Raw genomic sequence first — 16681 nt, 5'->3', positions numbered from 1 at the left:
TGTCGGCGCGCCGGTGCCACTCGCCCGGGTGGTGGAAAGGCAGACACGGCCGCCTTAAAAGCGGCTGCCGAAAGGCGTGCGGGTTCGACCCCCGCCCCGGGCACCGGTCCGCGCACACATTCTCACTCGTGATCTCCGGGACTTGGCTGCGCCGTCTACTCTTGGAGGGCACGTTCACGTGCAAACGACCCCCTGAGGGAGGCCAGACAGTGAAGACCTCGAACCCGGTGCTCGCCCGGCTCGGCCAAGCGGCCGAGCGGGAGCGCTCCGCCGGGTACGCCCCGGCCGGGCCGTACGGACAGCCCGGCATTCCCCAGCAGTACCCGTCCCAGGCCGATTACCCGGCCGCGCCGCCGACCGTGGCGCCCATGACGATCGACGACGTCGTCGTCAAGACCGTCACTCTGCTCGGCATCCTCGGCATCACCGCCGCGGCAGCCTGGGTGCTCGTCCCCGACGCGCTGGTCGGGCCAGCCTGGATCGGCGCGGCGGTGGTCGGCCTGGTCCTCGGCTTGATCATTTCGTTCTCCCGGATGGCAAACCCGGCGCTCGTCATCGCGTACGCGGTCGTCGAGGGTGTCTTCGTCGGCATGGTCAGCAAGGCGTTCGAGACGCGCTACGACGGCATCGTGCTTCAGGCCGCCGTGGCCAGCTTCGGCATCTTCTTCCTGATGGCGATGCTCTACCGGGCGAAGGTCATCCGGGCTACCCCGGCGTTCGTCAAGGGCATGATCGCAGCGATGGTCGGCCTCTTCGCGGTCATGATGATCAACCTGGTGCTGGCGCTGTTCGGCGTCAACACGGGTCTGCGTGACGGCAGCCCGCTGGCCATCGGCTTCAGCCTGGTCTGCATCGTGGTCGCCTCGCTGAGCTTCGTGCTCAGCTTCAAGGAGATCGAGGACGGCGTCCGGATGGGCCTGCCGCAGCGCTACTCCTGGGTGGCCGCGTTCGGCATCCTGGTCAGCCTGGTCTGGCTCTACATCGAGATCCTGCGCCTGCTGAGCTACTTCCAGGGCGACGACTGACCTCGTCCGCACTGCCGACCGGCGCCCGTCCCCACTCCGGTGAGGGCGGGCGCCGTCGTCCGCGCCGTTTGCCCGCCGCCGCCGGTCCGCCCGGGGCAGAGTGACTGCGAGGACCAAGCCCTTTGGGGGTACGCGGGCGAAGGAGGCGGCGGTGCGCAGCAACAACCCGGTGCTCAACCGGCTGGACGAGACGAGCCGGGTGGAGGCCCGGGTGCTCGGCGCCCGTGACGTCGAGCCGATGACAGTCGACGACGTGGTGGTGCGTACCGTCGGGTTGCTGCTCGTGACCGGCGTGGCGGCGGCGGTGTCCTGGGCGGTGATTCCCGACGCCGTGTGGTTGGGCGCCGCGCTGGCCGGCAGCGCGCTCGCCTCGATCGCGCTGGTCCTGGTCATCTCGTTGCGGGGGATCACCAACCCGGTGCCGATCGTCGGCTACGCCATCCTCCAGGGACTGCTGCTGGGGGTGGCGAGCCGCACCTTCGAGCAGGTCTATCCGGGCATCGTTGTGCAGGCGGTGGCCGGCACCTTCGGCGTCTTCCTCGGCATGGCGGCGCTCTATCGAGCCCGGGTGATCCGGGCGACGCCCCGGCTGGCCCGCCTGGTGATCGGCACCCTGCTCGGCATCGCCGTGCTCAGCGTGGTCAATCTGGTGTCGTACCTGATCACCGGGCGACCGGGCCTGGCGGTCTACAGCGTCAGCGGGGAGGTCGGCTGGCTGCCGTACGCCTTCTCGGTGGTGGCCATCATCGCCGGGGCGTTCAGCTTCATCCTCGACTTCGATCTCGTCGAGCGCTCGGTGCGCGACGGTCGAGCCCGTCGGTACGCGTGGTTGAGTGCGTTCGGCCTGCTCACCGGGTTGGTCTTCCTCTACTGGCAGCTGCTCAGGCTGCTCAGCTACCTGCGCCGCTGACCGGCCCGACCCGGCGGGGCGCGGTGTCGGCCGTAGACTTGGCGGCGATGAGCGCAGCGGAGTTGGACAAGGCCGTGCAGTTGCTGATCCGTCAGATCGCGCACTGGCAGCAGCCGCGGTGGGCGGCGGTCGCGACCGCCGGCAACGTGTCCCGCGCCGACCTGGTGCACCGCCTGGTGCAGGAGATCGCCAACCTGGCCGCCGACGCCGAGGCGGCACCCCGGCGGGTGGTGCCCCGGCTCGACAACGACCTGGCCCTGCCCGATCAGCTGCGGGTGGTCACTGCGGACCTGCTGGCCGCCGACCCGGGAGCCGAGGCGCTGACCCGGGCCGCCGCCGAGGTGACGGCGACCCGCAGCGCGCTCTGAGGTCAGTTCAACCGTTCGAGCACCATGGCCATGCCCTGGCCACCGCCCACGCACATGGTCTCCAGACCAATGGTCTTGTCGTGCCACTGCAGTGCGTTCAGCAGGGTGCCGGTGATCCGGGCGCCGGTCATGCCGAACGGGTGGCCGACCGCGATGGCGCCGCCCATCACGTTCAACTTCTCCTCCGGGATGCCCAGCTGGCGGTAGGAGGGGATGACCTGCGCGGCGAACGCCTCGTTGATCTCGACGAGGTCGACGTCGTCGATGGTCATGCCGGCTCGGCGCAGCGCCTGCCGGGACGCCTCGACCGGCCCGAGACCCATGATCTCCGGCGACAGGGCGGTCACACCTGTCGAGACGATCCGGGCCAGCGGGGTGAGCCCGAGTTCCTCGGCCCGCTGGGCGCTCATCACCACCACGGCTGCTGCGCCGTCGTTGAGCGGGCAGCAGTTGCCGGCGGTGATCCGGCCGTCCGGGCGGAACACCGGCTTCAGGCCGGCGACCGCGTCGAGTGTGACGCCGGCCCGTGGCCCGTCGTCGGTGCTCACCACGGTGCCGTCCGGCGTGGTCACCGGGGTGATCTCCCGGGCCCAGAAGCCGTCGGCGATGGCCTTCTCGGCGAGGTTCTGGCTGCGTACGCCGAACTCGTCCATGTCGGCGCGGGTGACGTCGTACACCTGGGCCAGGTTCTCCGCGGTCTGCCCCATGCTCAGGTAGATGTCGGGCAGCTCACCGGCGTCGCGCGGGTCGGTCCACACCTCGGCGCCGCCCTGCGCGCGGCGCTTCGAGCGCTCGTCGGCCGAGCCGAAGCGCGGGTTCTCCCAGCCGCCGCCGACCAGGGCCTGCGCCTCGGGCGGCAGCCCGTCGGAGCTGCCCCGGGCGTAGCGGGAGACCATCTCCACACCGGCGGAGACGAACACGTCGCCCTCGCCGGCCCGGATCGCGTGCATCGCCATCCGGGTGGTCTGCAACGACGAGGCGCAGTAACGGGTCAGCGTGGCGCCGGGGACAGTGTCGAGACCGAGGAGGGTGGACACCACCCGGGCCATGTTGAAGCCCTGCTCGCCGCCGGGCAGGCCGCACCCGAGGTAGAGGTCGTCGATCGTGGTCGGATCCAGCGCGGGGATCTTGTCCAGCGCGGCCTGGACGATTGTCGCGGCGAGGTCGTCGGAGCGGACGTCGCGCAGGGACCCCTTGTGCGCCCGGCCGATGGGGGAGCGGGCGGTGGCGACGATGACGGCGTCGCGGGACGACTCAATCGGCATGGGCCAACGTTAACCCGCCAGTAACATGGCGCGGAAGAAGCCGGCACGGCGGGAAATGTCACCCGTGGCCGGGGGCGATCTAGCGCCGGGTCGTGGCCGCCGCCGCGGCGACGATGGCGGGCAGCAGCGCGTGCGCCCACACCCGGTAGCCGTCGGCGGAGGGGTGGAAGCCGTCCGGGCAGAGCGTCCCCGCGTCGGCCCGGAACACCGGCCCGGTCTCGGTGGCCAGGTCGACGACCGAGCCACCCGCCTCCAGCACGGCAGTGGTCTGCGCGCGGGCCACCCGACGCCCGGACCAGCCGACCACCTGGCGCAGCGGAGGCGCGATGGCACGCACCGCGCCGAGGTCGGGGCAGGTGCCCACCACCACCTCGACGCGCGCCTCGCGCAGCCGGTGCACCGCCGCGCCGAGATAGGCAGCCGCGTCGGAGGGGCCGCGCAGCCCCGTGGCGTCGTTCGCCCCGATCAGGATCAACGCCACGTCGGGCCGGTCACCGAGCAGGGCCCGGGCCACCTGGGTGGCGAGGTCCGTCGAGCGGGACCCGGAGACGCCGACGCTGGACAGGTGCACCCGGCGGCCGGTCGGGCCCTCGGCGAGCAGGTTGGCCAGCTGCCCGCCGATGGTGTCCTCCAGGCGGTCGACGCCCACGCCCAGTGCCGACGAGTCGCCCAGCAGCACCAGTCGCAGCGGAGGAGCGCCCGCCCGACCGATCGTGGCGCGCAGGGCCAGGCCCAGCTCCGGTTGCGCGTAACGTCGGTGCCGGGCGACGAACGCCTCACCGGCGAGGACGGCGGCGCCCCCGACGGTGCCGGCGAGCAGCGACAACGCCGCCGCCCGGCCCAGTCGGCCGGCGAGGCCGGAGGTCACGCTCCGCGCGCTGCGCTCGTTCATGCCAGTCCCTCCACTGTCGAGGTGTCCGCGGCGGACCCGTGCTGCGGCACCGCGCCGACACCGAAGAACGCACGTCGGCGCAGCTGCGCCCACCGGCCGGCCGGCCCTCGGTCGCGGCCCCGGACCTGGACGCCGCTGACCTCGGTGCCGGCGTGTCGAGCCGCCTCCTGCGCGGCCTCCGGGAGCGACCGTACGCCGTCGCCGCGCGTCGGTGTGGCCCGTCGTTCCGGGGTCGCGCCGAGGGCGGAGAGCATCGTCGGCAGGAGCGCGGCGGCGGCCATCGCGTACCCCTCGGCGGAGGGATGGAACCGGTCCCAGGCGAACATCCGGGTGGGCTCGGCCGCGAACCGGGGGCCGAGCAGGTCACCGAGGGAGACCGTCCAGCCGCCCGCCTCGACCACGGCCACCGTCTGGGCGGCGGCGAGCTGACGGCTCCAGCGGTGCGCCAGCCAGCGCAGAGGTGGCTGGATCGGGCGGATCGCGCCCAGGTCGGGGCAGGTGCCGACGACCACCTCGCACCCCGCGTCGCGCAGGGTGTGCACCGCCTCGACCAGGTAGCGCACCGCCAGGCCGCGCGGGGTGCGGTTGGTGATGTCGTTGCCGCCGATGAGGATCACCGCGATGTCGGGTCGGCACTCCAGCGCCGCCTCCACCTGGTGGCGCAGCGCCGCCGAGATGGCGCCGACCACAGCGAAGCGGTGCAGCCGCACCGGCCGGTGCAGTCGACGGGACAGGCCGGTGGCGAGCAACGCCCCGGGCGTCTCCCGGCGGCGGTGCACCCCGTAGCCGGCCGCCGACGAGTCGCCGAGCACGACCATGGTGAGCGCCGGACCGGGGAACTTCGCGCCGTACATGCCGTCGCAGCGGGGTGGCGGCGCCTCGGCCATCGGGATGGTCCGTCGAGCCTGCCGGGCCTGGCCGACCAGCACGCCGCCGGTCGCCACCGCGGCCGCCGCCGTGGCGCCCGTCCCGATGGCAGCCAGCAGGGCGAACCGCCGGGCCTGCCGCCAGCGCTCACTACCGGGTACGACGGAAAGTGCCACCCCCATACCGCGACATTATCGCGCTGCCCCGACACCCCGCTGTCGTCGTGACGGCACACGGGTGCCTGGAAACCGACGCGACGGGGTACCTGGGTTCCAGAGGCCGGCCGACTTGCGCCGACCCGCCACGCTGATCCGGCGGAGAGGAGCGCGACGATGGGTAAGACACTGAAGCGCAGCGCGGCGTTCACGGCCCTGGCGCGGGCCCTGGCGGCCGGAGCGCGCAACGGGCCGTCGATCGGCACGCGGTTGGCCGCGCTGCCCCGGATGATTCGAGCCACGACCAAGGGGGAGTACGACGGCGGCCTTCGGCTGGCCCTGATGACCGCGGCGACGGCGTACATCGTCTCGCCGATCGACCTGCTCCCGGAGATCCCGCTAGCGATCTTCGGGCTGGCCGACGACGCGGTCATGATCACGTGGTTGGCCGGCAGCGTGCTCGCCGAGACCGATCGGTTCCTGGAGTGGGAGGCCCGTCGCAGCTCCGTCATCCCCGGAGGGCTGGTGCCCTGACGACACGTACGCTGGGCGACGAGGAAACGTCTTCCCGGCCGCCACCGCCGGCGCCGCAACGAAGGGCACACCGTGCAGTACTACGACAACGTCGTCGACATGATCGGCAACACCCCGCTGGTGCGTCTGCGTAACGTCACCAGGGGCATCCAGGCCACCGTGCTGGCCAAGGTGGAGTACGTCAACCCCGGCGGCTCGGTGAAGGACCGGATCGCGCTGCGGATGGTGGAGGACGCCGAGGCCGCCGGCCTGCTCAAGCCCGGCGGCACCATCGTCGAGCCGACCAGCGGCAACACCGGCGTGGGGCTGGCCCTGGTGGCCCAGCTCAAGGGCTACCGGTGTGTCTTCGTCTGCCCCGACAAGGTCAGCCAGGACAAGCAGGACGTGCTCCGGGCGTACGGCGCCGAGGTGGTGGTCTGCCCGACCGCCGTCGCCCCGGAGGACCCGCGCTCGTACTACAACGTCTCCGACCGGCTGACCCGGGAGATCCCCGGAGCCTGGAAGCCCAACCAGTACAGCAACCCGGCCAACCCGCGCTCGCACTACGAGACGACCGGCCCGGAGCTGTGGAAGCAGACCGACGGCGAGCTCACCCACTTCGTGACCGGCGTCGGCACCGGCGGCACCATCTCCGGCATGGGCCAGTACCTCAAGGAGGCCTCCGAGGGCCGGGTGCGGATCATCGGGGCCGACCCGGAGGGCTCGGTCTACTCCGGTGGCACCGGCCGGCCGTACCTGGTGGAGGGCGTCGGCGAGGACTTCTGGCCGGAGACGTACGACCGGGGTGTCGCCGACGAGATCGTGGAGGTCTCCGACAAGGCGTCCTTCGAGATGACCCGGCGGCTGGCCCGCGAGGAGGGGCTGCTGGTCGGCGGTTCCTGCGGGATGGCGGTGGTCGCCGCCCTGGAGGTCGCTCGCCGGGCCGGCCCGGACGACGTGGTTGTCGTGCTGCTGCCCGACGGCGGCCGAGGCTACCTCTCGAAGATCTTCAACGACTCGTGGATGGCCCGGTACGGCTTCCTCGACAACTCCGGCGCCGAGCCGACGGTGGCCGACGCGCTGGCCAGCAAGCCGGGCGGGCTGCCCGAGCTGGTGCACGTGCACCCGACCGAAACCGTGCGCGACGCGATCGACTACATGCGCGAGTACGGCGTCTCGCAGCTGCCGGTGCTCAAGGCCGAGCCGCCCGTGGTGACAGGTGAGGTCGCCGGTTCGATCGCCGAGCGGGACCTGCTCGACGCGCTGTTCACCGGTCAGGCCCACCTGCACGACACGATCGAGCGGCACATGGGCGACCCGCTGCCGATGATCGGTGGCGGTCAGCCGGTGAGCGAGGCGGTGGGCATGCTGGAGAAGTCCGACGCCGCCCTGGTGCTGGTCGACGGCAAGCCCAAGGGCGTCCTCACCCGCCAGGACCTCCTGGCCCACCTGGGCGCCCACTGAGCCTGCCGGAGGCCTCGTTCAGGCAGCCAGCAGCCGGGTGTAGCGGAGTTGGGGCGTGAGGGCGGTACCGATGTGCTCCTCACGCTCCGCTCCGGTCGGGGTCCAGCCACCACGCTCGTAGAAGGCGCGGGCGTGCGCGTTGTCGCGCAGCACCCAGAGCACGCCACGCCGCCAGCCCTGCGCCCGCATGGCGTCCAGCGCGTCGACCATCAGCGCCCGGCCGGTGCCCCGGCCCTGCTCACCCGGGTCGAGGTGGATCGCGTTGAGCAGCCCGGTGGCCGGGTCGTCCTCGTCGTCCGGGCCCAGGTGGCTGAACCCGACCAACGCCCCGGCCCGCTCGGCCACTGTCATCCGGTGGGTGTCCCGCTCCCAGATCCACCGCTCGACCCAGTACCGCCCCATCGCCTCCGGGCTCGGGTCGGCCAGCGCCTCGGCCGGCAGGAAGGCGGAGTACGCGGCGACCCGGGAGCGCTGGTGCAGGGCACCCACCGCCATCAGGTCGCCTTCGGTTGCGGGGCGGAGCGTGACGGTCACTCGGCCGAGGCTACCCGGCGCGGCGGAAGCTGCACCGTGGTCAGATCCTCGGCGATGATCAGTTCGCCGTCGAAGTGCGCGCGCGCCTCGTCGTGGAACCGGCGCGGGTCGGGGTAGCGCTGGGAGAAGTGGGTGAGCACGAGTCGGCGTACCCCGGACTCGGTCGCCACCCGGGCGGCCTGCGCCGCGGTCAGGTGGCCGACCTCGGCGGCGAGCGCGGCCTCCGACTCCAGGAACGTCGACTCGATGACCAGCAGGTCCGCGTGCTCGGCGAGGGCGTACACCCCGTCGCAGAGGCCGGTGTCCATCACGAACGCGAACCGCTGCCCCGGCCGGGGCACGCTCACCTCGGCCCGGGTGACGCGGTGTCCGTCGAGGTCCAGGTGCCCGACGCGGATCAGCTCGCCGACGGCCGGCCCGGCGATGCCGTACGCGGCCAGCCTCTCCGGAAGCATCCGATGCCCGTCCGGCTCGACCAGCCGGTAGCCGTACGTCTCGATGGGGTGCCGGAGCCGGCGTGCCTCCAGCGTGCCGCAGCGTAGGGCGATCCGCTGCCCGTCGGCCTCGATGGGCTCGACCCGCAGCTCGGCGGTCTCGTAGAAGGAGGTGGCGTGCCGCAGCCGGGCGAAGTATTCGGCGCCGCCGGCGGGGAAGTGCACGGCGACCGGGTGCGCCACCCGATCCAGGGAGAGCCGCTGGATGGTGCCGGGAAGGCCGAGGCAGTGGTCGCCGTGGAAGTGGGTGACGCAGATCCGGGTCAGGTCGGTGGCGGTGACAGTGGTGTGCAGGAGCTGACGCTGGCTGCCCTCGCCCGGGTCGAAGAGGATCACCTCGTCGTCCCAGCGCAGCACGTACCCGTTGTGGTTGCGCTGGCGGGTCGGCGCCTGGCTGGCCGTCCCCAGCACCACCAGCTCGCGCATGGACATCGCCACTCCCGCGGATATGGAGCGACCCCCGGGGCGCTCCGCGCAGGTGCGCGGGCCGGCTGGACTTGGCCGGCACCCCGGGGGTCGGGTGGCTGTCGTGGATTCGCCGCACCGCTGCCACACGGTCTCGACGATGGTGCTTTTTGCCCACCTCGCGGCGGGCCGATCACTGTCGAGGACAGCGGCTAGCTGACAGCCACCTCACGAGTCCGATTGCTATACAAGTCTGGACCACCTCCTTTCACGTGTACGGCCACGTTATCGAGTTCTCGTCGGGCTCGGCAACGGATTTCGATCACAGGGCCGAACGGGAATGCCCGACCACCTCCTGGGGTGGCCGGGCATCACGCGTGTGCGGGTGGTGCGTCTTGGTCAGCCGCCGACCCGGGCCACGCCGACCGGGCAGCTCAGCCCGTTCGGGCCGTGGTTGCAGTACCCGTTCGGGTTCTTGATCCCAAGCGAGCGGTGTACTACTGTGGACCCATGATCACCGCTCGCCCCGCCGCGTACGTCCGCCAGTCGTCCGCCCGCGCGAACAAGTCGGAAGCCTCCCCGGCCACCCAGCGCACCGCGACCGCCGAACGCGCCCACCATGACCACCCCGGCGCGACCCTCCGAACGTTCGAGGACATCGACCGGTCAGGGTTTCAAGCGGGCGTTGTGCGTGAGGCGTACGACCAGATGGTAGCGGCGATCAAGGCTGGCGAGATCACCCATCTGTACGTCTTCTACGTGTCCCGCCTGACGCGTCAAGACCCGCGCATCGCGCTTGCCGAATGGCTGCCGCTGCTCGCCGGTGGTCTGACGATTGTCAGCATCACGGAAGGCACATTCGGCCCGGATAACACGATGGATCTAATCCATCTGCTGTTGCGCATGGACGCCGCGCACAACGAAAGCAAAAACAAGTCGGCCGCCGTGAAAGCCGCAAAGGCGCTCGCCCGATCGGCCGGTGGTCACGTCGGGCACGCGCCGTACGGATTTACCACCGTTGAGCGGATGGCCCGGACCCCCGATGGCGACCCGGTGGCCGTGCGCGCCCTGGTGGTCGACCAGGCCGAGGCCCGCACAATGCGGGTAGCAACACGCGCCGTCCTGCTCGGCCACGCCGTGCACGCCGTGGCCCGCCACTTTGACCGCCGCCGCATCCCCACGCGCGGCGCGACGGTGGGCCGCTCCCGCGCGTCGTCCGCCTGGTCGGATCGGGCGCTGACTCACCGACTGCGCGACCCGCGCATAGCCGGCCTGCCTGCCGTTCTCGTGCTGGACGACAAGGGCACCCGGATCGGCTACCGCGTCGCGTACGACCTTTCAGACCCGCACGTGCTCCCCGCGCCCGATCAGCCGATCATCACCACCGACGATTACTGGCGTCTGCAAGCCGCCCTGACCGCCCGCGCCCGGTCGCCGCGCCATGAGGGCGACACGCCCGCCCTGCTCTCGTCGCTGGGCATCCTGTGGTGTGAGTGCGGGTACCGGATGAAGGCCCGCCGGTTCATCGCCTCGCCCGCGCTCGCCAACCGTGACGCCTATATGTGCACCGCCCCCGCCGGCCGGCACAGCAACACCATCAGCCTGACCGCGCTCGATGGCTGGATTCGGATGCGGATTGACCGCCTGATCAACTCCATCGACCCGGCCGACGAGGACGACACCACCGCGTCAATCCTGGCCGAGGCGACGCGCCGCTATGGTGCCGCGACGGCGAAGCCGGAGACCGCCGCGCAGCGCGCCGCCGTGGCCGCCGAGCTGGCCGACGCGTCCGCCGCCCTCGACCAGCAATCGGAGGCACTAGGCACCGCCTCGGGTGCCGCCGCCGCCGCGCTTACCCGTGCTGTCACGGTGACCGGTGCGCGCGTCGATGCCCTTACCGCCCGCCTGGCCGAGCTGGACGACCAGGTAACCGCCAAGCTTCCGCTGGACCTCTGGACGTCCAGCGACTACGGCGACGAACAGACGTGGTGGGACGCCGCCACGGTGCCGGACCGTCGCGACTTCGTAACCCTGTTCGTTGACCGCATCACGGTTCGCCGCGCGGCATCGAAGGGTGGCCGTCCGACGAAGGCCGACCCGTGGGGCAGCGTGAACGCCCGCGTATCGCTGGATTGGGCCGGCACCGCGTAGCCCGCCGGCCCCGTCCCGCCCAGCGTCAACAAGTGGCCCGCTACGCGCCCCGTAGCGGGCCGCTCTGCGTCCGGCGTCCGATGCCCGCCGGACAGCACTCACGGCCCGCAGAGACCGGCACAGCCCGTTCCCGATGCTCTCCCGCGCGTGCGCCCCGGCTGCTGGTCGACACCGCCCCGGACCGCCCCGCCGGCCGGCAGCGACCGGCCAACCGTGCTCCCTGGTGGCGTCAACCCCGACTGACAACGGACCCCCCCGCCGCCGGTCGGCACCAACAAGTGCGCTTGTCAGACAGCCCGTGCGCCCCCGCCCGCGTCCGCCCTTCCGTCCCTGCCTGGACGGCACCGCCGCCCGGCAGCGTGGCTTAGAACGGGTTTGCGGCACGGTTCCGCCGAGGCCCCCGCCGGTCGGCACCCCCGGTAACCCCCGGACCGAAACAAGATCATGACGGCATGACGGCATGACGGCAGTCGCTCACCAAAACAACGCCGCCCGGATCGCCGCCCAACGATCCTCGCCCCTCGCTTTCCTTGCTGTCTACTCTGCCCTAATTCCCTATCCTCTATCCCTTCCCTTATTACTATTTGTAATACTTATAGTCCACTATAGTCACTGATAGTGAGTTGGGCACCCCCCGCTGCGCCGGCACTCTGCTGTCATGCCGTCATGCGTCGGCACTCCCTGCCGTCATGCCGTCATGCGTCAGCACCCCTGCCGTCATTCGGGCACCGCTCGCTGCGCCGGCACTCTGCTGTCATGCCGTCATTCGGGCACCGCCGGATGTGCCCGCGCCCCGGTAGTCGGGCACCCCCCGCTGCGCCTGCACCCACCGCCGAGCGCCCCCCGCCGGCCCGCTGGTGCCCGCACGCCCATATCTGTCTCACCATGCGGGAGGTTTGAAGTCAATTTCTGCGGCATTCGGCCCCCGCTGGTCGACAGCGTCCGATTTCCGGGCCGCCAGGTGGGCATTCGCCTTACCTGTTCGGGGGGACACATTCGATGAAGCAGAAGTGTGCCCGCTGCCCCCGCCCGAACACCGGTACAGAGCTTTACCTCTGTAGGACGTACTAGGTGTAAGAGAAAAACTCCGCGCCCGTGCCCTTACATCGCTGGGGAATTACTAGGTAGAGAGCTTTACCGCTGTGGGACGTACTAAATAGACAGAGGGACACGCCCTCTCGCCGACGCCCCGAAGGGAGGGACGCCCGATGATCGACGTAGACGGCACCACGTACGTCACGCTTGCCGAGGCCGCCCGCCTGCTGGGCATCGCGCCGCAGACCCTCCGCAACCGCCGCTCGACCGGCCGCACCGCGCTGCCCGTGGCCCTGCGCATCGGCACCGCCGCGCTTTACCGGCTGGCCGACGTTGAGGCCGCCCGCGCCCAGAAGTGACCCCCGCCCGACGAACCACAGTGGAGGGACCGTGTACGTACCCAACGCCCGACCGTCGCCGCGACGCTTCCCGGCCAACCATGACTTGCTGCTGCTCGTGATCGAGCGCAACCTCCCCCGCGCTCGTCGTCGCACCGCCATGCGACCTATGCGCTAAGCACGAACACTGTCCGTCCGAAATGGCCGGTCAAGAGATCATCCGGATGGCGGTCCGGATGGTCCCTTGACCGGCCATTTTTTATTGAGAGGCCGCCACCTCATGTATCGCATCGACCAAAACGCCCGCGCCATCCTCCGCGCCGCCGTCACCCCCACCGCCGCCGGTCCGTCGATCCTTGACGACTCCGGCGAGTGGCACGGCACCGCCACCGAGCTACGCGCCGCCGTCGTCGCCCTGTGCGCCGAGGCTGGCCGCGCCGAGCTTGCCGACTACCTACCGACCGCGCCCGCGCTGTCTCGCGCGCTGCTCGACCCCGATCAGCGGATCTTGCCTAGCGCCACCGTGACCGCATCGCGCACCATGCGCGCTCGCACCATCCACATTCGACGGACGGAGGCGCTGTGACCCACCACGACCCATCCACCGCCGCGTTCCTCGCGCTGGTGTCCGAGCTGACCGGCACGCCGGCAACCCTCGGCCCACCGCGCCGCCGCGACCCGCTGGCCGTCCGCTGCGACCACTGCGCCGCCGCCCCCGGCGAGCCGTGCCGCACGGTCCGCCCGCAGCACGACGGCCGCCCGGCCCTCGGTCGCCGCCCGGATCGCCCGCACCTCGCCCGCCGCAACGCCGCCCGCCCGTCCGACGTGGAGGAGACCGCCATGAGCACCGAGACCGCGACCGCCCAGCCCGCCACCACCGACCGCGACCACGGCGCTGTGCCCGTCGACTCCGGCCACCTGCTAATCGTTGACCCCTGCCACCTGCCGCCCGCGCTGGTGGACGCGCTGACCCGCCCGAACCGGTACGGCGTCACGCTGGCCGTGATGCTTGAGACGCCCAGCGGTGACGGCATGTTCGACGTCTTTTCCTTTCAGGACGGCGAGGGCGACGACCGGTCGGCCGTCCTGATGATCGGTGACGGCTACGGCGACTTGTTCGGCCGTGGGTGGACCACGGCGACGCTGTGACCGCCCGCATCCTCCGCACGCTCGCCCGCCTCGCCGCCGCTTGCGTGGCACCGTCGCCGCTCGGTCGCCCGTCGCCGCTCGGCCGCCCGTCGCCGCAGCCCTGGACGGCCCCCCGATGACCGCCGCCGACCGTCCGTCGTGCGTGAACGGTTGTGGCCGCCCGGCGCACCATCTGACCGGCAAGCGCGCCGGACAGTGCAAGGCGTGTGTGTCCAAGGACGACCGCGCCGCAGCCAAGGCGTCCGGCAAGTGCACCGGCTGCAAGGCGCGGCCAGCCGAGCCCGGCCGCACGCGATGTGCGGCGTGCCGCACGCGGCAGCGCACGGCCACCGCCGCCTACGTCGCGTCCGGCATCGACGCGGCCAACAAGCGCCGCGCCCGCGACGCATGGAAGGTCGCCGGCCTCTGCTTCATGGCCGCCGGCCACGGCCCGGCGACCCACGGCGTCTACTGCTCCGCCTGTGCCACCGCCCGCGACGCCCGCCGCGTCCGCAAGGCCGAGGCGTTCTGGGCCGCCCACGGCATCGACGCCTGGACGTGCTGGCTGTGCTGTCTGCCCATTGCGGACGGAAACCGGCACATCGAACACGTGGTCCCGCGCGATCCGCGCCACCACGAAAGCAAGGGTTCCGACCTACCGAGCAACCTGCGCCCCGCGCACACCGCCTGCAACCTCGCCAAGTCGGACGACGACCCGTGGCCCTATCTGGTCTCCGTGTGGGACGACCTCGGGCCGGAGGAGGTGCATTACCTGTGAATGGAGACCGCCCGATGACCGCTATCCATGTCTCGCCCGAGCGCCGGCACGAACTACTGATGTCGTCCGACTTCCGTTGTGAGATCAACGGATGCGGCTGCCGCGCGTCCTATGTGGTCATCCTTCCGACCGCCGAGATCGGCACCGCGTGCGGCCGGTGTGGCACCCCGCCCCGCGCCGCGTTGGGAGTGGTCGGGTAATGGGCCGCAACCGCCGCCCTCCGTTGGAACCGTTGCCGTGTACCGCTTGCGGCACTTCGATCCCCTACGGCGGTCACGGCCAGCCCCGCAAGGTGTGCGCCGATGTGGCCTGCAAGCGTGCGGCCGGTCGGGAGTACAAGCGCCGGCATTTGGAGCGGAAGGCGCGCGCCAATGAACAACCGTGACCGCCGCCGCGCGGCTGAGTTCGCCGCGTTGATGGCCGCGCGTGACGCACGCGCCGCCCATCCCCGCAACGTCCGGCACGCCGCGCGCAACCGCGAGGAATGGCAGCGCCACCGCGCGCACGTCTCGCTGTGGCCGGTCCCTGGCTGCCTTGTCTGCGAGGAAGCCGCCCGCGATCACGACCCGTTCGCCAACTGATCAACCCCGCCGCCGGTCGGACACCGCGCAACCCCGCTTGGCACGTGGAGTAACGGCCGAGCAACGAAAGGCCCAATCATGGGTATCGAATTTCACCACATCACCAACTGCGTTTCCGTCCTGACCTTTGGTCGCCGGCCGTACGGCGTACGCGCTGCCGCCAAGGCCGATGTTCCGGTCGCCGTGGACGCCATTGCCGAGCAGGTGCCGGCCGTGGCCGACGCGCTGGCGAAGCTGCACCAGGCTCGCGCCGCCATGCAGTCCATCGTGGACGCCATGGCCGCGCTCGTCAGTGAGCACGAGGACTACACCGTCAAGGTCAAGGCCGGCAAGGTGCAGCCCAAGGCTGACACCTACTGGCAGGGCCGTGCGGACGACATCCGCGACGCGCACACCGCCGCGCTGCGGGTCGCCGTGGCCGCTCAGGATGCGCTCCTGGACGTGTCGGCCCCGCACGTCGAGGCCGCCCGCCAGCGCGACCGGGACGAGATCGGCAGGATGACCGACCGCCTGGCCGTGCTGATCGATCGCTCGACGGGCTACGCCCCGCACAGCGGCGTTGTGGATGGTTTCCTTTCGCTGGGCAACGTCGACAACATCCTGCGCGCTCTGCGCGTGATTGCCGCCGGGGGTGCCCGATGACCCACCGCGATCCCGTCCTGGGCAACACCGCCCGCCCCCGCCCGGTGCTGGGCGACGACCTGGCCGACATGAAGCGTCAGCGCGCGATCACGTCCGACGTGGCGCGGCTGGCCGAGGTCACCGGCATGACGCACGGCGACGCCCTGCAAGCGCTGGCCGACGCAGACGGCAACCTCACTGCCGCGCTGGGCAACGTGGTCAACGCGTTGTCCGGCGAGCAGCCCCCGGCCGAGGTTGCGCCGCCGGCCCCTGTGGACGTGCGAGCGCTGGCCCGGCAGATCCGCAACGGCACCGCCGACAGCGACGCCCGCCCCGACATCCGCGATCTAGCCAAGGACATCCGTCGATGAGCAAGCAGAAGCACGACGCCGGTTACAAGAAGGCCAACCGCGAGGGTGCGCCGATTGCCGGCCGGGCCGCCGCCGAGCGCCGCAAGGGTGCCAAGCGCGCCCGTGCGGCTGCCCTGCTGGCCCGTGTGGAGGCCGCCACGCTGGCCGGTCAGAAGGATGAAGAGTTCTTCATCCGTGAGCGTGCCCGCGCCGCTGGCACGCTGGTGGCCGAGGAACTGCCCGAGCTGCCCGAGCTGCCCGAGCTGCCCGCGCCGGCACCGGTGAAGCCGTGCGCGCACTGTGGCGAGCCGTTCCCGGCGAAGGGCAGCAAGCGCTATTGCTCGGGTGACTGTCGGGTCGCTGCCCGCCCGGTGGTGCCGCACGCCAAGGGGTCGATGCGGGACCGTCCGCATCGGACCCTGCTGGGCAGCAAGTGAACAACCCCGGCCCCGCCCGCTTGACACCCCCTAGGAGGTAGACGCACATGGATCTCAATTACGCCGCCGCGATGTTCTACCGGGCGGTACAAACGTCGGGCCGCCCCCGCGTGGCCCGCACCGCCGAGATGTCGGATGCGGACTACTACGCCGCCGAGGTGCGGGCTGGAACGCCGGATGAATTGGCGCGGCAATTCGCCGGCCTCCCCCCTCTCTCGCCGGACAATGAGTGAATGAGTAATGCGTTTGATGTGTGCGTCTTGCTGCCTACGAGTAAGACGCACACATCGACGCATCTATGTCCACGTTGTCGACGCAGAACAATTCTTGCAGGCGAGATAATGTGCGCTGCATGTTGGCATGAATTGTA

20 protein-coding genes, 1 tRNA gene and 2 pseudogenes are annotated in these 16681 nt (G+C 71.3%); 17 read left to right on the top strand and 6 right to left on the bottom strand.

Annotation, left to right across the window (positions count from 1 at the left end; all coding sequences use genetic code 11):
* Window positions 1–22: 22 nt before the first annotated feature.
* The 4 genes from IW248_RS20750 (at window position 23) to IW248_RS20735 (ending at window position 2303) form a co-directional block, all read left to right on the top strand.
* Window positions 23–103 (top strand) — tRNA-Leu (locus IW248_RS20750).
* 106 nt (window positions 104–209) lie between these two features.
* Window positions 210–1025 (top strand): Bax inhibitor-1/YccA family protein, encoded by an 816-nt coding sequence (locus tag IW248_RS20745; RefSeq protein ID WP_124818044.1) that lies wholly within the window; start codon window positions 210–212, stop codon window positions 1023–1025.
* A 151-nt stretch (window positions 1026–1176) separates the two neighbouring features.
* On the top strand, window positions 1177–1935 hold the full coding sequence (locus IW248_RS20740; protein ID WP_196928326.1) for a Bax inhibitor-1/YccA family protein: 759 nt from the start codon (window positions 1177–1179) through the stop codon (window positions 1933–1935).
* 47 nt (window positions 1936–1982) lie between these two features.
* Entirely contained in the window at window positions 1983–2303 is a 321-nt protein-coding gene (locus IW248_RS20735) for a hypothetical protein (RefSeq protein ID WP_196928325.1), read from the top strand.
* Window positions 2304–2305: 2 nt separating this feature from the next.
* Here IW248_RS20735 and IW248_RS20730 read toward each other — a convergent pair whose 3' ends face one another.
* The 3 genes and pseudogenes from IW248_RS20730 to IW248_RS20720 all read right to left on the bottom strand — a co-directional run.
* The gene (locus tag IW248_RS20730) at window positions 2306–3568 is read right to left on the bottom strand and encodes an acetyl-CoA C-acetyltransferase (RefSeq protein ID WP_196928324.1); all 1263 of its coding nucleotides are present in this window, start codon (window positions 3566–3568) and stop codon (window positions 2306–2308) included.
* Between the two features lie 79 nt (window positions 3569–3647).
* Window positions 3648–4460 carry an SGNH/GDSL hydrolase family protein gene (locus IW248_RS20725; protein WP_196928323.1) on the bottom strand — a complete coding sequence of 271 codons (813 nt, stop codon included), beginning with the start codon at window positions 4458–4460 and terminating at the stop codon, window positions 3648–3650.
* Window positions 4446–5509: pseudogene (locus tag IW248_RS20720) on the bottom strand (SGNH/GDSL hydrolase family protein); the annotation flags it as partial. The pseudogene IW248_RS20720 and the gene IW248_RS20725, both read right to left, overlap by 15 nt.
* A 150-nt stretch (window positions 5510–5659) precedes the next feature.
* Between IW248_RS20720 and IW248_RS20715 the strand changes: the two are divergent.
* Window positions 5660–6016, top strand: coding sequence for a YkvA family protein (locus IW248_RS20715; protein ID WP_091394216.1), 357 nt, complete (start codon window positions 5660–5662; stop codon window positions 6014–6016).
* Window positions 6017–6088: 72 nt separating this feature from the next.
* A complete protein-coding gene (locus tag IW248_RS20710) occupies window positions 6089–7459 on the top strand; it encodes a cystathionine beta-synthase (RefSeq protein ID WP_196928321.1) in 1371 nt (456 codons plus the stop codon).
* A gap of 18 nt (window positions 7460–7477) precedes the next feature.
* On the opposite strand, the gene IW248_RS20705 is transcribed toward IW248_RS20710, so the two are convergent.
* From IW248_RS20705 to IW248_RS20695, 3 genes and pseudogenes are all read right to left on the bottom strand, one after another.
* A complete protein-coding gene (locus IW248_RS20705; protein WP_196928320.1) occupies window positions 7478–7993 on the bottom strand; it encodes a GNAT family N-acetyltransferase in 516 nt (171 codons plus the stop codon).
* Entirely contained in the window at window positions 7990–8919 is a 930-nt protein-coding gene (locus IW248_RS20700; RefSeq protein WP_196928319.1) for a ribonuclease Z, read from the bottom strand. Before IW248_RS20700 ends, IW248_RS20705 begins: the two co-directional genes overlap by 4 nt.
* A 372-nt stretch (window positions 8920–9291) precedes the next feature.
* A pseudogene (locus IW248_RS20695) lies at window positions 9292–9369 on the bottom strand (peptide-methionine (S)-S-oxide reductase MsrA); the annotation flags it as partial.
* Between the two features lie 33 nt (window positions 9370–9402).
* On the opposite strand from IW248_RS20695, the gene IW248_RS20690 reads away from it, so the two are divergent.
* The 11 genes from IW248_RS20690 (at window position 9403) to IW248_RS20640 (ending at window position 16544) form a co-directional block, all read left to right on the top strand.
* Window positions 9403–11043, top strand: a complete 1641-nt coding sequence (locus IW248_RS20690; RefSeq protein ID WP_196928318.1) for a recombinase family protein — start codon at window positions 9403–9405, stop codon at window positions 11041–11043.
* 1208 nt (window positions 11044–12251) lie between these two features.
* Complete coding sequence (locus IW248_RS20685; protein ID WP_196928317.1) at window positions 12252–12437, top strand: helix-turn-helix domain-containing protein; 186 nt, start codon at window positions 12252–12254, stop codon at window positions 12435–12437.
* A gap of 259 nt (window positions 12438–12696) precedes the next feature.
* Window positions 12697–13002 (top strand): hypothetical protein, encoded by a 306-nt coding sequence (locus IW248_RS20680; protein ID WP_196928316.1) that lies wholly within the window; start codon window positions 12697–12699, stop codon window positions 13000–13002.
* Window positions 12999–13565 (top strand): zinc finger domain-containing protein, encoded by a 567-nt coding sequence (locus IW248_RS20675; RefSeq protein ID WP_196928315.1) that lies wholly within the window; start codon window positions 12999–13001, stop codon window positions 13563–13565. Before IW248_RS20680 ends, IW248_RS20675 begins: the two co-directional genes overlap by 4 nt.
* A gap of 115 nt (window positions 13566–13680) precedes the next feature.
* The gene (locus tag IW248_RS20670) at window positions 13681–14322 is read left to right on the top strand and encodes an HNH endonuclease (protein ID WP_196928314.1); all 642 of its coding nucleotides are present in this window, start codon (window positions 13681–13683) and stop codon (window positions 14320–14322) included.
* Window positions 14323–14336: 14 nt separating this feature from the next.
* Complete coding sequence (locus IW248_RS20665) at window positions 14337–14522, top strand: hypothetical protein (protein WP_196928313.1); 186 nt, start codon at window positions 14337–14339, stop codon at window positions 14520–14522.
* A 171-nt stretch (window positions 14523–14693) separates the two neighbouring features.
* On the top strand, window positions 14694–14903 hold the full coding sequence (locus IW248_RS20660; protein ID WP_196928312.1) for a hypothetical protein: 210 nt from the start codon (window positions 14694–14696) through the stop codon (window positions 14901–14903).
* A 78-nt stretch (window positions 14904–14981) separates the two neighbouring features.
* The gene (locus tag IW248_RS20655) at window positions 14982–15545 is read left to right on the top strand and encodes a hypothetical protein (RefSeq protein WP_196928311.1); all 564 of its coding nucleotides are present in this window, start codon (window positions 14982–14984) and stop codon (window positions 15543–15545) included.
* Entirely contained in the window at window positions 15542–15895 is a 354-nt protein-coding gene (locus IW248_RS20650) for a hypothetical protein (RefSeq protein ID WP_196928310.1), read from the top strand. Before IW248_RS20655 ends, IW248_RS20650 begins: the two co-directional genes overlap by 4 nt.
* Window positions 15892–16311: a hypothetical protein gene (locus IW248_RS20645; RefSeq protein WP_196928309.1), complete on the top strand. Its 420-nt coding sequence runs from the start codon at window positions 15892–15894 to the stop codon at window positions 16309–16311. The genes IW248_RS20650 and IW248_RS20645 overlap by 4 nt, the downstream gene beginning before the upstream one ends.
* Window positions 16312–16358: 47 nt before the next feature.
* Window positions 16359–16544 (top strand): hypothetical protein, encoded by a 186-nt coding sequence (locus IW248_RS20640; protein WP_196928308.1) that lies wholly within the window; start codon window positions 16359–16361, stop codon window positions 16542–16544.
* Window positions 16545–16681 lie beyond the last annotated feature (137 nt).

It is taken from the genome of Micromonospora ureilytica (assembly GCF_015751765.1).
GTDB classification, from domain to species: Bacteria; Actinomycetota; Actinomycetes; order Mycobacteriales; family Micromonosporaceae; genus Micromonospora; species Micromonospora ureilytica.
Note: the sequence above shows the minus strand (reverse complement) of the source record. Positions and strands in the feature narration are given on the sequence as shown.

Coding starts and splice junctions, on each gene's coding strand:
- IW248_RS20645 (WP_196928309.1), top strand. CDS start 15,892: ATGAGCAAGCAGAAGCACGACGCCGGTTACAAGAAGGCCAACCGCGAG.
- IW248_RS20660 (WP_196928312.1), top strand. CDS start 14,694: ATGAACAACCGTGACCGCCGCCGCGCGGCTGAGTTCGCCGCGTTGATG.
- IW248_RS20730 (WP_196928324.1), bottom strand. CDS start 3,568: ATGCCGATTGAGTCGTCCCGCGACGCCGTCATCGTCGCCACCGCCCGC.
- IW248_RS20725 (WP_196928323.1), bottom strand. CDS start 4,460: ATGAACGAGCGCAGCGCGCGGAGCGTGACCTCCGGCCTCGCCGGCCGA.
- IW248_RS20735 (WP_196928325.1), top strand. CDS start 1,983: ATGAGCGCAGCGGAGTTGGACAAGGCCGTGCAGTTGCTGATCCGTCAG.
- IW248_RS20685 (WP_196928317.1), top strand. CDS start 12,252: ATGATCGACGTAGACGGCACCACGTACGTCACGCTTGCCGAGGCCGCC.
- IW248_RS20670 (WP_196928314.1), top strand. CDS start 13,681: ATGACCGCCGCCGACCGTCCGTCGTGCGTGAACGGTTGTGGCCGCCCG.
- IW248_RS20640 (WP_196928308.1), top strand. CDS start 16,359: ATGGATCTCAATTACGCCGCCGCGATGTTCTACCGGGCGGTACAAACG.
- IW248_RS20655 (WP_196928311.1), top strand. CDS start 14,982: ATGGGTATCGAATTTCACCACATCACCAACTGCGTTTCCGTCCTGACC.
- IW248_RS20650 (WP_196928310.1), top strand. CDS start 15,542: ATGACCCACCGCGATCCCGTCCTGGGCAACACCGCCCGCCCCCGCCCG.
- IW248_RS20715 (WP_091394216.1), top strand. CDS start 5,660: ATGGGTAAGACACTGAAGCGCAGCGCGGCGTTCACGGCCCTGGCGCGG.
- IW248_RS20700 (WP_196928319.1), bottom strand. CDS start 8,919: ATGTCCATGCGCGAGCTGGTGGTGCTGGGGACGGCCAGCCAGGCGCCG.
- IW248_RS20680 (WP_196928316.1), top strand. CDS start 12,697: ATGTATCGCATCGACCAAAACGCCCGCGCCATCCTCCGCGCCGCCGTC.
- IW248_RS20665 (WP_196928313.1), top strand. CDS start 14,337: ATGACCGCTATCCATGTCTCGCCCGAGCGCCGGCACGAACTACTGATG.
- IW248_RS20690 (WP_196928318.1), top strand. CDS start 9,403: ATGATCACCGCTCGCCCCGCCGCGTACGTCCGCCAGTCGTCCGCCCGC.